Here is a 13639-nt window from a genome sequence, read left to right on the forward strand (position 1 = left end):
CACGTATTTGATGCAGTCATTTACTGTCCATTCCATCAGGAGAGACCATTGCAGGAGGTTCCATCTGCTTGAGTGCTATCTATTGCGCTCTGGCATTCTGTCCCTCCTGCAAGCAGGCTAAACAGAGATGCAACGGATGCGGTTTTGGCTTTTGTGAGTGCCAGAATTGCGAATGCGGGAGGCGCTTATCATGACAGCAGGCACCGAGTTAATTTTTACCCTAAAATGCAGTTGCGGAAAAACACCGAATGCCTACAACGTAGAGGGTTTGTGCTCATTTAGAAAACATCTGATGGAGTGCAAGACAGCAGAGCATGAGCCTCTTACGTATTTCTGGCTATACACGATTGGCGAAATAATCAGGGAGTGGAGGCTTTTTGCTTGATAGACTGGCAGAGATTCAACAGGCAATCAGGGAGCAGGAGGCAATCAATAACAGGCTCATTGCAGAGGGTAAAACGCTTTGCAAGAAATGCAAGATTGTTATTTTTCCTGATGCAGTCGATGGAATGTGCACCGTATGCAGGCTCAAACGTCAGTCGAAAAATAGGAGTTATCAGAGGAGGAATGGATGCTATTGAATAGGCTCGATTACTGGGTTAAGGCAATCTGCCTCTTTTGTCACGGAGCCTTTCTAATCAGGAGCGATTCGCCTTTCTGTCCACTGCTCTTTATTCGTGATGATTGCAAGTGGAACATGGACATATTCAAACGGGTGTTTGAGGATGCAGATTAAGCAAGCAATACAGTGCTTTTTTGGTTATCACGAAATAATACCTGCTAAATTGAAAAGGCGCGGAGAGGTCTTAGGAGTAACGCACTGCATCCATTGCAAAGCAGTGGTTTTTGTAGAGGTCGGGGACTTCTAAAAAAGGCACATATACACAATTTGCGGGCTTCGCCCGCTATCATTTCTTAAAGTCAGACACGTTAATTGTAACTATTATTGTCTTGGCACTTTTCAGGCTCTAAGCGGTGTAAAAATGTCAGGTTCTATCGTGGACAAAAGTGCACTCTGGAAAAGGTTAATCTACGGCTTGGATACTCTAGTTACCAGAGTTGGCGCACACGGTAAGAACAAGGCGTGATAACCTCAAGCTGCTTGCCTTCATGATAGGAGCTGCAGTATTCTTTGTGGTGACGCTCTTTATCTCATTCTTTATCGTGATAGTAGCTCTCAATAATTCCGACATCCCTGGCGAAGACAAGCCAAACATGTTCATGCTAGGGCTGATCCCACCATCGATTGGAACGTTCCTTTTGTTCACCAAAGTTTTTGGCCGGTTCATGTAAAGAATGTATTTAAATCGCATGAATCTTTGGGAACCTGTGCCAAAGTTCGTAGTGCAGGTAGTGATTGAAAACAAGCCCTACATCAACGACCCTGAAGGCGAGACCATACATCGCGACCTTGTTGTCAAGGGCGGCTATTCAAACGTGCAATCTGTGAGGTCAGCAAAGATGTTAAAGATGGTCGTGAGCTCAAAATCAGAGAAAGACGCCGAAGCGATCGTGAAAAAGCTATGCGAAGAGCTGCGCATATTCAACCCTGTCGTCAGCAACTGCACTGTCAAGGCGACTGGCACTGCCTAGTATTCTAACACTTTGATCTTGCTCATGCTAACGGCTTGGAATCCTTCCACATGTACTCAAAGTAGTCGGAACACCACTCGCAGAACATTGGGTCTTCCCATACGAACATTGTGTTCATGTCGACCTCTCTCTTTGTATTTGGAAACGCAATGGTTGCTTCTTGGCTGTCAGCGATGAAAAGAGCGACGCTTACCCACTCCATCATCTTCCTTTCAAAGATACCTTTTGAAATCAATTCATTGATCCTTTGCATGATGTTTTCAATTACATTTGTCGGCAATATTGTGTTATGGCCGACTAGCGAGGAAATTTTGACTCCGTTATTAGCCCTATCAATGAGCATCTCGTCTTCCCTTGGCCAAGCCTGAGATACGATTATTCTCAGCGAGTTAGTTGATGATGACTGGAGCTTTTTCAAGCTCTGAAAACAGCCGTCACACTGCTTATCGTCCTGCAATTTTCCAGAGCACCAATTCTCTGAAGGAACTTGGCAGGAAGAGCATCCACAAGGATATGATCTTAAAAGAATTTTCTGTTCTTCTTCATGACAAGCAAATCTGGAACCTGCTTCATCACTACCATGCTATATTCTGTCACATAGAACATGCCGTCAAGCCTTTTTACAAGACCCTCCTGCGAAAGTCTGTTCAAATTTCGATGTACATCCTGAACGGTAATGCCAAGTTCCCTAGATAGAGAACTGAGCTTGGCCGGCTTTTTGCTCAGCGAAGAAAGTATGGAAACCTCGTTTCGCTGGCAAGCCCCATAAACAACTCGGAGGCCAGAGAACGCTCCGATGAGGCTTCCATGTGTAAATATTCTACAAGTGATAATTAAGATTTTCATTTGTATATCGCAACCGTCTATATATTCTGCATATGAGCACAAAAACTCCAGAACGGGCTTCTTAACCAAGAATTATGAAAGTTGACTTGTTAAAAGGTTGAGTGAATCTGCTAAAGAGGAAATATCATTGACCTTGTGCAGAGATCGTGCATGAGCGAAGTAGTAGAAATAAAGGATCAGTTCTTGGAACTGCAACAGAAATACTGGCAGTACCTTCCAAAAGTGGACCCAGCACTCATAGATGACCTTCTCCTTCGCCAGATGGAGAACCCAAACGTCGTCCCAATGTATTTGGTCGAAGTGTTTACAAAGCCGGGTCTAAACGTCGAAGTCCGAAGTTACATAATCGGCAAGACAGGCATGAGCCTCGCCATCTATGATAACTACACGCATTACGTGACAAACCAAAAGCTGACGCTGGAAATGCTCAGAGATATCCGACTCGGAGTGATAGAAGTCACAGACGAATTCACTGGTGGCCTTGGAAACCATCGGCGCCATCGCCAAGCATCCAGAAAATAGAAGCTGCGCCAAAAAGTGAAGAATTGCCGACAAGAAAGGAGAGCACCAGAATAGTCGCATATACTGCGGCGGGAATAATTGGTGAAATAGCACTTGCAGGCTTTATAATAAGCGGAGGCGTCCTGCCTGACGCTAATGTTAGCCAGACCATACCGCCCGGATTGGAGCCCGGATTTTTGCACGGTTATGTCGATGGTCCCGGCGGTCTGCCTGCCATAGGGGCGACAGTATTAGCGGTACAGCAAGGAACAGACTTTGCGGCAAGCGCATTTGTCTTTGTCAACGGCCAGTACTTTATAGATGTGCCGCCTGGCACGTACATAGTCTATGTCGCCTACCCAGACGGAACGGACAAGATTGCTACAGTGGAAGAAGAGGATCAAGCCTTGAGCTGAACTTTGAATACTGATGCACAAAAGAAGGAGGTCTGATTGGAGATATGAAAACAAAAGTGCTCTACTATACAGCGGCTGCAGCTACTGCCATAGCAGGCATACTGCACCTGATGTTGGCCCCAAACATGCTGAATTTTAACCCAAATGGTACTACGCTCTTTTTCGTGGGAGGAGCTGCGCAGGTCTTCTTCTGGGCCCTGTCTATGGTGCGAAGATGGGTATGGGTATGGGATTGGAATTGGCGGCACGGTGGTTCTGATGGTGATCTGGGTAATTACGAGGTTTCCCGGCAATCCGATAACTGGCAATGGAAGTAGAGTCAATGAAATGGCAATGATCGTGGAAGCGATGCAAGGAGCATTCATTGGGCTGGCAGCTGCAATACTCGTGATCGAATCACAGATGAAAAACTGGACAAAAAGACCACGTCAAACTCGACCTGAAACCTATCTCTTTTTCTATTTAGTGTTTTTATTATCTTCATGCTCTATAGCAAAGGCATCGTCCAAGCTGCTACTAAAGTCGCCCAGCGCTCCTTCAAGCAATAGCGTTGTCCTCAGATGTTTTGCAAGATCAGTCACGGTGATTATGCCGACCAATTTTCCGCCGTCCATTATTGGAAGCCGGCGTATCTTGTGATTTACCATCCTCTGCACGGCGACTTCTATAGGCGTCTCCGGGTCGGCAGTTGTCAGTATCTTGGACATGATGTCACCTATTTTCACCTGCGCGATCGGCAGTTCTTTGGCGCATATCTTTTTGATAAAGTCACGCTCGCTCACGATACCGACAGGCTGACCATCCTTGACAACGAACACGGAACTGATGCCCTTTTCTGCCATCGTCTTGGCAGCCTCCAGTGCCGACTTGTCATGGTCTATCATGACTATCTGCTTTGTCATGATGTCGCGCACTACGCCTGTTGTCATGCCAATTTCCAAGAATCAGCCGAAGATAAAAACAATGCTGTCATGAACTACTACTGCAACTAAGTGCTGGTGCGGAATTCGCTAATCTGAAGATATTAATACGAGCTCTGGCAAGTCTCACTCGCAGTAATGGCAAAGATTGGAATTGTTGTTTTCCCCGGCAGCAACTGCGACCGCGACGTTCACCACGTTCTAAACAACGTCATAGGCGTCCAAGCAGACTTTCTGTGGCACACCAAGGACCGGATCAGCAGCTACGACGCAATGATAATCCCCGGCGGCTTTGCTTTTGGCGATCGCCTGCGGGCAGGCATCATCGCTGCCCATAGCCCAATTATACAAGAAGTGAAAAGGATGGCAAAGGACGGCATGCCCGTGCTTGGCATCTGCAACGGCTTTCAAATCTTGGTCGAGTCTGGTCTCTTGCCGGGTGCCCTCATGATGAACGACTCACTCCGGTTTGTGTGCCGGTGGACAAAGGTCGAGGTCAAGAACAACAAGACTCCTTTCACAAGCCAGTTTGCACCAAAGCAGACATTTGCCATCCCGGTGGCACATGGCGAAGGCCGCTACATGGCCGACAGCAAGATAATAAAGGATCTAAAGAAAAAGAACCAGATTGTTTTGCAGTATTCCAATGATGACCCCAACGGATCGACCAACCTCATTGCGGCGATCTGCAACGAAGAGGGCAACGTTATGGGCATGATGCCCCACCCAGAGAGGGCGAGCGAAAGCATCCTTGCAGCAGAAGGCGCAGGGAACGACGCCATCACGATTTTCAGGTCACTTGTTTCCAATCTGAAGCAAAAGGCGATTGCATAGATGGGCGTCCTGACAAAGCAAGAGCTCGACTACCTCGAAGAGAACCTGAAGCGCAAGGCAAACGAGGTCGAGCAGGATATTGTCGGCGCTGAATGGTCAGAGCACTGCTCGTACAAATCATCGAAAAAATACCTACGGTTATTGCCTACAAAAGGCAAGCGCGTACTGGTTGGGCCCGGCTATGACGCCGGGGTTCTTGACATTGGCGACGGCTACGTCCTGACGGTGCACATTGAAAGCCACAACCACCCGTCGGCAGTAGAGCCCTTTGGCGGCGCCGCCACCGGCGTTGGCGGCGTGATACGCGACATCATGTCCATGGGCACCAGGCCGATAGCAGTGCTCAATGCCCTGAGGTTTGCGCCGATAACTGGCAAGAGCAAGGCGGTCGCAAAATCAAAGTGGCTGTTCAAAAACGTCGTCAAGGGCATAGCCGACTATGGCAATTGCATCGGCATCCCGACAGTCGGGGGCGAAATCGAATTCGATCCGTCGTTTGAGGACTATTGCCTTGTTGATGTTGCATCCATTGGGTTTGGACGCAAAGAAGACATTGTCGCAAACCAAGCTGATGTGGGCGACGTAATTGTGCTTGCAGGCGGCTCGACCGGCCGGGATGGAATCCATGGCGCGTCGTTTGCATCAAAGGCGCTTGAAGTGGAAAACAGGTCGGCCGTCCAGATTCCTGATCCTTTCCTTGAAAAATTGCTGCTTGAAGCAACCATGGAAGCCGTAAAACAGGGTTGCATCAAGGGCATCAAGGATCTTGGCGGCGGGGGGCTCTCATGCTGCCTGTCTGAAACTTCAGACACCCTTGGCAAGGGCTTTGACGTAGAGCTCACAAGAGTGCGCGCAAGGGAAAGTGGCATGACTCCAAACGAGCTAATGATTTCAGAATCGCAGGAGCGCATGCTCTATATCACAGATAAGACACGGCTACCTGCATTACAGTTGATCCTTGACAAATACGAGATCAGCTATTCGGTACTTGGCGAAGTGCAGGGGCACCGAGATCTTGTTGTCAGGCACGGTGGCAGGGTGGTGGCAAAGATGCCGTCGCACCTTGTTGCGCATGCTCCGCTTGCAGACAGGGCTACCAAGCGTCCCGCGTATCTTGATAGATTAAAATCATCGGTAAAGCAGCCGAAAATGCCTGCGAATCTTGGCAAGACGTTGCTGTCACTCCTCTCAAACCCGACAATAGCGAGCAAGAGCTGGGTCTATCAGCAGTATGACCATGAGGTAGGGGTGCGGACGGTGGTCAAGCCAGGTATGGGTGACGCCGCAGTCATGAGGCTTGACAACGGCAGGTTTGTTGCGATAAAGCTGGACGGTAACTCAAAGCACTGCTACCTTGATCCATATCAAGGCACTCTTGGCTGCCTTTCCGAAGGCTGCAGGAACGTCATCTGTGCTGGCGCCGAACCTATCGGAGTGGTGGATCACTTGCAGTTTGCCAGTCCAGAAGACCCGGAAATCTACTGGACATTCACTCAGGCGATAAACGCGATTGTAGACTATTGCAAGTTCATGGATGTTCCGGTTGTCGGGGGCAAGGTGAGCTTTTACAACGAAACTGCCAAGGGGCCGATCAAGCCGTCGCCTGTCATGGGCATGCTTGGCCTGATTGAAAACGAGTCGCAGATCACCCGACCTAGCCTGTCATCCGGCGACTCGATCTTTATCATCGGAAATACAGCCCCTGAAATGGGCGGCTCTGAATACTATGAATATGTTCATAACATAACTGGCGGGCCGGTTCCAAAGGTCAACTTACAGGTCGACAAGCAGAATAGGAACACCGTTCAGAGCCTGATAAGGAGCGGGCTCGTTACCTGCACACACGATTGTTCCAAGGGCGGCCTCGCAGTGGCACTTGCCGAAATGGCGATAGCCGGCTCAACTGGCTTTAAAGTCGATCTTGACGCAGTTCCAAACTCGTGCGACAGGATGGATGATCTACTGTTCTCTGAATCACATTCCAGGTACATCGTTGGCACAAAAGAGCCGGAGAAGGTCCGCAAGGCACTGTCGTCGGCAGGCGTGACCTTTGCACAGATAGGAAGCGCTACTAGTGCTGTCAAGTTTACCAAAGGCAAGAAAAAGGTAATCAGGCTGACCCTGAAGCAGTTGCAGACAAGCTTTTACTCGCTTGGAAAAGTGATGCAGCGATGAAGATACATTTTTTAACGCTTAGGGCTAAACCTAGTACATCTTGTTGGGGTGGCGGCATTGGTTCATGAAAACTGCGGCGTAGTGGGCATATTTTCGCTTGATGGACACAACGTCATACCTTTTGTAATAGATTCACTGCGCGCTCTCCAGCACAGGGGACAAGAGGCGTGGGGCATTGCAGTCCCCGGCAAGTCGCCTTTCCGGAGACTGGGGCTCATTTCCTCTGCAGCGGCCGAGTTTCCGACGGTCGTGAAAAAGTACAAGTCCCATGCAGCAATCGGCCATGTAAGATATTCGACGCTTGGCAAGAGCACGCTTGAGAACGCCCAGCCGCTCAAGGTAAAAGACCTGTGCGTGGCGCACAACGGCACCATTGCCAACGTAGAAGAGCTGTCAGGCATGGTAGGCGGCTGCACGTTCACTCCACAGACAATGAGCGACACGCTGGTTGCAGCCCAGCGCCTCGTCATGCACCTTGCAGACAAGGAGGACATGGCAGAGGCGATGCACATCTTGAAGGGGGAGATGGTCGGCTCGTTCTGCTTTACATTTCTGACCGATGGTGGCTCTGTATATGCGGCAAGGGATCCGCGTGGCTTCCGCCCACTTGTCCTTGGCCACCACCGCGAGACCAACACCTACATGGTGGCTTCAGAGTCGTGCGCGCTGGCGGCAGTTGGCGCGCAGCTCGTGCGCGATGTCGAGCCGGGCGAGCTTGTAAAAATGAGCAAAGGCGGCATCAGCTCGCAGCAGTTTGCAAACGAAAAGCCACATGCCCACTGCGCGTTTGAGTACACCTACTTTGCGCACCCTTCTAGCATAATGGAGGGGATCAATATTTATGCCGCAAGGAAAAGGATTGGACAGTTTCTGGCGAGAAAATTCCCGATAACAAATGCAGACGTTGTAGTTCCAGTGCCCGACTCGGCAAGGCCCGCAGCACTTGGCTACGCGCAAGAACTTGGATTGCCCTTTGAAGAAGGCCTGCTCAAGGACAGATACAGCAGAAAGGGCTCCATGAGAAGTTTCATCGAGCCGTACCAGAGCGACAGGGTCGAGATAAACAAGGGCATAATACCGATCCAGGAAGTGGTCGAAGGCAAGCACGTGATAGTAGTTGATGACAGCATCGTGAGGGGCACGAGCTCGGCAGAGATAATCAAGACGCTACGCATGGTCGGGGCAAGCAGGGTCAGCCTCGTTGTCACATATCCGCCTATTCGCTACCCGTGCTACGCCGGCATCGACTTCCCTTCGCAGGAAGAGCTGGTCGCCTACCAGCACGGCGTGACTGAAGACTCTAACGCGACTATAGGCGCGCGCGTTTCTCAGGTGATAGGCGCAGACCATATTGCATACAACGATACTTCCAACCTTGCAAAGGCAATCGGCATGCCAGAGGAGGAGCTCTGCTTTACATGTTCCACGGGCAACTATGCGCCCCTTGGTATCAGGCCGGTGTTCAAGTCAAGAATCCAGATGAAAGGCGAATAACCACTTGCTTATTCGTTGTCTAGCCTAAGTATTCTTTCTGGAATTAACTGTTGATGCAGCAAAGCCTAGTCCAAAAATTGGAATAAAGACTGCCAATATTTTTGTGGCAATCAACTTGTCTTATGCACCCTTGGCTATGAGTACAAGAACCTTGTGCTATTAGCACTTGTATGTAATTTATACAGACTAGGCAGAAAACACGACTAGCTTAGTTTGATGGTGATCAGATTTTGTTTATGAACGAGCCTTCATCAAAAATAGTACTACATCTTTCGCGGTGCCAATATTTTGAATTCTCCCACAGCTTTAGCATAGGGTGCTTGCAATAAGGGCAACAGGCGGCGGTACTTTCCTTTGACCTAGGGATAAGAGCCATATTATTATTGCTTGCTCCTTCTTTTTCTAATAATGGATAGGTTGTAAAATCTTGACAACAGAGTCTCATGATAGACAAATCATCAACGAAATTTTTTTGCTGATTGATAAACAACCATGCGCCTTTACGGCCTGATTCCACGACTCATTATTACCGACCCGTCGTTTCCTGCACTTTTGGAAGGGCGATCAAACAAGCCTACTTGCAGGTATGAAGCAACAGGGGCCGCCACAGATGATCGAGTATATACATCCACAATCTATGATAATTGCTTAAATATTCTTGAGCCATATTCTCTTTCAATGCGCCTTGCGTTCATCGTGGCAGCTGCTGTAGGAATCGTCGCAGTAGCCCTGATCGCAATGTTTGCCTCTGCACTTCCGACAAAAGATTATGACCTGAGCGTGGATGCGCTCAAGGACGAGCAGTCGCTTTATACCAATAGCCGCGTTATAGTCAAAAACATCGGCAGGCTGCCGCTCACAAATGTACTGGTAGATTATGGCGGTGGCCAAAAGGAACCGGTAATACCGGTACTCCAGCCGGGCAAAACCATGAACTTCTCTCCCCCGGAAGGGGTGCAACTGGACCGCGTCACGGTCACAGCCGAGCCCGGGATAGAGATAGTGCAACCATATCGCAGCCCGATAAAGCTGCCTGGCATGATAGGCTCCTGACTGCGTTTAAATAATGTGAAGACAAGTACCTGACTGGGATGCAAGAAAGGGATGCTCACTCTGACAGTGAAATAATAAAGTTCTATGATCTGAAGAACATTGCAGTGGTTGGTATGTCCAAGAACGAGGGCAAGGCCGCACACTATGTTCCAAAGTACCTTATAGACCATGGCTACAACGTTATACCGGTAAACCCGACTGCAAGCGAAATCCAAGGGCGCAAGTCGTATCCTTCAGTCAGCAGCGTGCCACACAAGGTAGATATCGTTGATATTTTCAGGCCGTCGGAGGACGTGCCTGCAGTTGTAGAGGATGCCCTGAAAAAGGAGGGCATCAAGGTGATCTGGATGCAGGAAGGCATCTACAGCAAGGAGGCCGAGCGCATGGCTAAGGAAAAGGGCATAGAGGTGGTCTACAACAGGTGCATGCTAGCAGAACACGAGCGATTGTTCGGAGACTAGGTTAAATTATTATCCTATTCAACATTGAATAATGGCTGAATGTCAATAGACAGGGTATTGGAGCGAATCATGCTGGTTCTGGAAGAGCTGGAGCGCAGTGAAAAGATCTCGACCAAAGTTGGCGTTGACAGGGACGCTGGCATTATCCGGATCTACGGCGAAGGCTCGGACTATATCAATCGCGCTTCTTCAGGGCTGGAAGAAATGCTTGAGCTTGCCTACACCACGGCAGAGCACCATCCATATTGGGCGGTGCTGTATCACGCAGCTGAAATTTCAAAGGCGGCTCTCGAAAAATGGGAATCCGAGCTCACGGCCGACCAGATAAGCGAAATGTCGTGGCGTTGCGACGAGATTAAGGTGGCTCTTGAAAGGCTGTCAGGCAAATAATAAGGTCCGAGATAAGTATGGGCACGTGACCTACATACAAGTCCTTTTAAAAAGGAAAAATGAGTCGTAGTGCAGTGAGCTCTGCCAATATCAAGTGCCCTATCTGTAGCAAGACGCTAGAGACAGCTGAATACGAGCATGTAAAGGAGCAGCTTGGAAAGAGCGTTTCCCAAAAGTATCGCGAACAGCTAAGGAAGGAAAGACAGGAGCATGCCGACAGGCTTGCTCGATTCAAGAAGGAGCAGCAAAAACGCATACAGGCCATGGCAAAAAGGCAGCAAATCGGGAAAAAGTTGTTGCAGAAAAGGCTGAGCGAGCAGGCAAGGGTTAGCAAGGAGCGCTACAAGCGCGGTCTTGTACAGCTCAAGAAGAACTACCAGATGCAGCTTGAGCACTTGCGCGAATTCTACGGCACCCAGAACGCTGCACTCCAGAACGAACTAAAGGCTTCCTTTGCAAGCCAGCTAGAGGCAATGAAAAAGAACTATGAGAGTCTCTCAGCAAGCAATCAGCAGCAGCTTGAGACTCTACAGAAGTATCTGGAAGACAAGTTGGTGGGCGAATTGAGGGAAAAGGTCAGCCAGCTTGAGCAGGACAAGCTGGCTACTGAGCTACGGCTTGCCGAAGTGGTGCGGCAACTTGATGAACGTAATGCCGAAATCGTGTCAATGAAAGAACGGCTACCCAACATGGATACCTTAACACCCGAAGAACATGAAGTCGATCAGATCACTAGTGAAGCCCCAGAGCAGGCGGCCAACCAAGAGCTGATCAAGATGGTAAGGGAAGTGGCCCAGCAACAGGAGCTTGGCGAACTAAAGGAACTTGAAGAAGGGGGAGAAGAAGATGGCGACCAAGAAGAGGAAAAACACAGGTTCTGGGGATCAAAAGCAGGCAAGAGGTTCGGCCTATTTTAAGAAAATCTTATCCGTTAGTAACGCCATAATAACTTCATGCAAGTTTCAATCCCTGTTTCAAAGCAAAAGAGGTCTGTGCTGGCAGGAAATCCTGCGTTCTTGATTCACGCATCGCTCCTTGGCGGGTTCGTAGCCCTTGTAGGGTACTTTGCAGTAATTGGTTGCCACCACGTGCGCTGATCAGAGTATATATAAATAATAACAAAGAGTGGAAAACCCATGATAAAGATAGGGCTGATTGGTAAGACAAACACTGGCAAGACGACGTTCTTTAATTCGGCCACCTTGCTGTCTGCTGAGATTTCCAACTACCCGTTTACCACAAAGCAGCCAGCAATAGGCAACGCGCATGCAATCACACTCTGCGTCCACAAGGAATTCAATGTGCAGGATCAGCCCAAGAACTCGCGATGCATAGACGGCTGGCGCTTTATCCCTGTTGAGCTAGTGGACCTGCCTGGCCTTATCAAGGGCGCGTGGGAGGGCAAGGGGCTTGGCAACCAGTTCCTCACCATAGCCGCACAGTCCGACGTGCTGCTCCATATTGTCGACGCATCTGGGAGCATCGACGCATCAGGCAAGATCGCCGAGCCAGGATCGGGAGATCCTATAGCAGACGTCGCAGACATTGAAGAGGAGCTTGTCATGTGGTACCTGAAGCTCTTGGAGGGGAACCGCGACAAGATATCACACGCCATCAGCACCGGCACGGAAACAGTGCCTGCCATAACCGAAGTATTTCGCGGCATAGGAGTCAGAGAAGAACATGTCAAGCTGGCCCTTGCACAGAACAACCTGACGGATGTCCCATTTGAAGACTTTGGGCCACAGGAGAGCAAGGACTTTTGCTGGAGCCTGCGCGATATTTCAAAGCCAACGTTGATCGTGGCCAACAAGGTAGACCTGCCGACAGCTACAGAGAACTTTAACAGGCTTCGGGAGGAATACAAGGATGTCATTGTCGTGCCGGCAAGCGCAGACGCAGAACTTACGCTCAGGCGAGCAGAGAGCAAGGGGATAATCCGCTACCTGCCCGGGGACGAGCGCTTTGAAATAAACGACCAGACAAAGCTCAACGACAAGCAAAAGTGGGCGCTTAACTTCATCAGAAAGGATATCCTTGGGGAGTACATGCGCACTGGCGTCCAGTTTGCAATAAACGTAGCCGTGTTCAAGCTGCTAAAGATGAATGCCGTCTATCCAGTTGCAGACGCGCAAAAGTTTTCAGACAAGCACGGCAACGTGCTGCCAGATGTCTACCTAATGAGGTCCGGCTCGACCGTCGAGGACTTGGCGCGTGAGATACACAGCGAGCTGGCAAAGGGCATACTTTACGCGCTTGACGCTAGAGATGGCCTCAGGCTGCCTACCAACTACCAGCTTAAGGACCGCGATGTGTTGTCGATAGTATCTGCAAGGACAAAGAAAAAGTAAGTGATCATAATGGCAGACCTGGTGCACCAAATCGAAGGCATACTGCGGAAGGACCCCTCAAGGATGTACTCAAAGGAAGAGATCCTGAACCTCCTTGCGCCAATAAAGAAGGACGAAGAGATCGAGCGCCTGCTGGCCGAGCTTGAAGTTTCAAGTTCGCTCAAGGAAAGCAAGTCTGATGTATACGCAACTTGCAGGGGCGGTACTGTATACTACAAATGGAACAAGACCTAGTCTTCTTCTTCCTGCGGAAAGACTGCGATACTCTTCAAGGAAGAATAGATTGACAGGTACCTCATGCCTTTTTCGGTGGTTCTGTAGGCCACGTGCCTCTTGTCCTCGTCTGCTAGCTCTGTTATCAGCTTCTTCTCTATCAGGACATCGAGGTACTGCCTCAGCTGGCCGCTTGTAAGGTTGGCGCGAGTGAGAAGTTTTGTCTTTGTTATGCCGCCGTTAGCAGCTTCCAGAATAATGGCCATGATGTCTGGCCTGCTACGGTTCTTCACAGAGAGGAAAAGACATCTGACGATATAAATCATAATTGAAGCAAGTTAGCAGACAAGCTAGTGGAATTAGTTTGATCAGTATATTACCTGCTGCTGTGC

The 13639-nt window shown here is 49.4% G+C and carries 21 protein-coding genes; 17 read left to right on the top strand and 4 right to left on the bottom strand.

Annotated features, from left to right (window positions below; translation table 11 throughout):
* The first annotated feature begins 190 nt into the window (after window positions 1-190).
* The 4 genes from NGAR_RS07355 (at window position 191) to purS (ending at window position 1593) form a co-directional block, all read left to right on the top strand.
* Window positions 191-385, top strand: a complete 195-nt coding sequence (locus NGAR_RS07355) for a hypothetical protein (protein ID WP_148681130.1) — start codon at window positions 191-193, stop codon at window positions 383-385.
* Entirely contained in the window at window positions 382-585 is a 204-nt protein-coding gene (locus NGAR_RS07360; RefSeq protein ID WP_015019050.1) for a hypothetical protein, read from the top strand. The genes NGAR_RS07355 and NGAR_RS07360 overlap by 4 nt, the downstream gene beginning before the upstream one ends.
* A 474-nt stretch (window positions 586-1059) precedes the next feature.
* On the top strand, window positions 1060-1293 hold the full coding sequence (locus tag NGAR_RS07365) for a hypothetical protein (protein ID WP_015019051.1): 234 nt from the start codon (window positions 1060-1062) through the stop codon (window positions 1291-1293).
* Between the two features lie 18 nt (window positions 1294-1311).
* Complete coding sequence (gene purS, locus NGAR_RS07370; protein WP_015019052.1) at window positions 1312-1593, top strand: phosphoribosylformylglycinamidine synthase subunit PurS; 282 nt, start codon at window positions 1312-1314, stop codon at window positions 1591-1593.
* Window positions 1594-1615: 22 nt separating this feature from the next.
* On the opposite strand, the gene NGAR_RS07375 is transcribed toward purS, so the two are convergent.
* Both NGAR_RS07375 and NGAR_RS07380 read right to left on the bottom strand, forming a co-directional pair.
* A complete protein-coding gene (locus tag NGAR_RS07375; RefSeq protein ID WP_148681131.1) occupies window positions 1616-2050 on the bottom strand; it encodes a hypothetical protein in 435 nt (144 codons plus the stop codon).
* A gap of 62 nt (window positions 2051-2112) precedes the next feature.
* The gene (locus NGAR_RS07380) at window positions 2113-2439 is read right to left on the bottom strand and encodes an ArsR family transcriptional regulator (protein WP_148681132.1); all 327 of its coding nucleotides are present in this window, start codon (window positions 2437-2439) and stop codon (window positions 2113-2115) included.
* A gap of 150 nt (window positions 2440-2589) precedes the next feature.
* Between NGAR_RS07380 and NGAR_RS07385 the strand changes: the two genes are divergently transcribed.
* From NGAR_RS07385 to NGAR_RS07395, 3 genes are read left to right on the top strand one after another with little or no spacing between them, the layout of a single operon-like run.
* Window positions 2590-2961: a hypothetical protein gene (locus NGAR_RS07385; protein WP_015019054.1), complete on the top strand. Its 372-nt coding sequence runs from the start codon at window positions 2590-2592 to the stop codon at window positions 2959-2961.
* 23 nt (window positions 2962-2984) lie between these two features.
* Window positions 2985-3356 (top strand): carboxypeptidase-like regulatory domain-containing protein, encoded by a 372-nt coding sequence (locus tag NGAR_RS07390; RefSeq protein ID WP_015019055.1) that lies wholly within the window; start codon window positions 2985-2987, stop codon window positions 3354-3356.
* A 44-nt stretch (window positions 3357-3400) separates the two neighbouring features.
* Window positions 3401-3673, top strand: coding sequence for a hypothetical protein (locus NGAR_RS07395; protein ID WP_015019056.1), 273 nt, complete (start codon window positions 3401-3403; stop codon window positions 3671-3673).
* Window positions 3674-3814: 141 nt separating this feature from the next.
* Here the strand turns inward: NGAR_RS07395 and NGAR_RS07400 are convergent, their stop codons facing one another.
* A complete protein-coding gene (locus NGAR_RS07400; protein ID WP_148681133.1) occupies window positions 3815-4285 on the bottom strand; it encodes a CBS domain-containing protein in 471 nt (156 codons plus the stop codon).
* Between the two features lie 129 nt (window positions 4286-4414).
* Between NGAR_RS07400 and purQ the strand changes: the two genes are divergently transcribed.
* The 10 genes from purQ (at window position 4415) to NGAR_RS07445 (ending at window position 13268) form a co-directional block, all read left to right on the top strand.
* Window positions 4415-5110 carry a phosphoribosylformylglycinamidine synthase subunit PurQ gene (purQ, locus tag NGAR_RS07405; protein ID WP_015019058.1) on the top strand — a complete coding sequence of 232 codons (696 nt, stop codon included), beginning with the start codon at window positions 4415-4417 and terminating at the stop codon, window positions 5108-5110.
* Window positions 5111-7285 carry a phosphoribosylformylglycinamidine synthase subunit PurL gene (gene purL / locus NGAR_RS07410; RefSeq protein ID WP_015019059.1) on the top strand — a complete coding sequence of 725 codons (2175 nt, stop codon included), beginning with the start codon at window positions 5111-5113 and terminating at the stop codon, window positions 7283-7285.
* Window positions 7286-7342: 57 nt separating this feature from the next.
* Window positions 7343-8779, top strand: a complete 1437-nt coding sequence (gene purF, locus NGAR_RS07415; protein WP_015019060.1) for an amidophosphoribosyltransferase — start codon at window positions 7343-7345, stop codon at window positions 8777-8779.
* Window positions 8780-9271: 492 nt separating this feature from the next.
* Window positions 9272-9832, top strand: a complete 561-nt coding sequence (locus NGAR_RS07420; RefSeq protein ID WP_148681134.1) for a hypothetical protein — start codon at window positions 9272-9274, stop codon at window positions 9830-9832.
* A gap of 38 nt (window positions 9833-9870) precedes the next feature.
* The gene (locus NGAR_RS07425) at window positions 9871-10293 is read left to right on the top strand and encodes a CoA-binding protein (RefSeq protein WP_015019063.1); all 423 of its coding nucleotides are present in this window, start codon (window positions 9871-9873) and stop codon (window positions 10291-10293) included.
* 39 nt (window positions 10294-10332) lie between these two features.
* Entirely contained in the window at window positions 10333-10683 is a 351-nt protein-coding gene (locus NGAR_RS07430; protein ID WP_015019064.1) for a hypothetical protein, read from the top strand.
* Window positions 10684-10757: 74 nt separating this feature from the next.
* Window positions 10758-11600, top strand: coding sequence for a hypothetical protein (locus NGAR_RS07435; RefSeq protein WP_015019065.1), 843 nt, complete (start codon window positions 10758-10760; stop codon window positions 11598-11600).
* A gap of 36 nt (window positions 11601-11636) precedes the next feature.
* Entirely contained in the window at window positions 11637-11780 is a 144-nt protein-coding gene (locus NGAR_RS17400; RefSeq protein ID WP_187147715.1) for a hypothetical protein, read from the top strand.
* Between the two features lie 39 nt (window positions 11781-11819).
* On the top strand, window positions 11820-13034 hold the full coding sequence (locus tag NGAR_RS07440; RefSeq protein WP_015019066.1) for a redox-regulated ATPase YchF: 1215 nt from the start codon (window positions 11820-11822) through the stop codon (window positions 13032-13034).
* Window positions 13035-13043: 9 nt separating this feature from the next.
* A complete protein-coding gene (locus tag NGAR_RS07445; RefSeq protein ID WP_148681135.1) occupies window positions 13044-13268 on the top strand; it encodes a hypothetical protein in 225 nt (74 codons plus the stop codon).
* Here the strand turns inward: NGAR_RS07445 and NGAR_RS07450 are convergent.
* A complete protein-coding gene (locus NGAR_RS07450; RefSeq protein WP_148681136.1) occupies window positions 13265-13540 on the bottom strand; it encodes a winged helix-turn-helix domain-containing protein in 276 nt (91 codons plus the stop codon). The two genes, NGAR_RS07445 and NGAR_RS07450, sit on opposite strands and share 4 nt — an antisense overlap.
* Window positions 13541-13639: the final 99 nt, after the last annotated feature.

It is taken from the genome of Candidatus Nitrososphaera gargensis Ga9.2 (assembly GCF_000303155.1).
Classification (GTDB): Archaea; Thermoproteota; Nitrososphaeria; order Nitrososphaerales; family Nitrososphaeraceae; genus Nitrososphaera; species Nitrososphaera gargensis.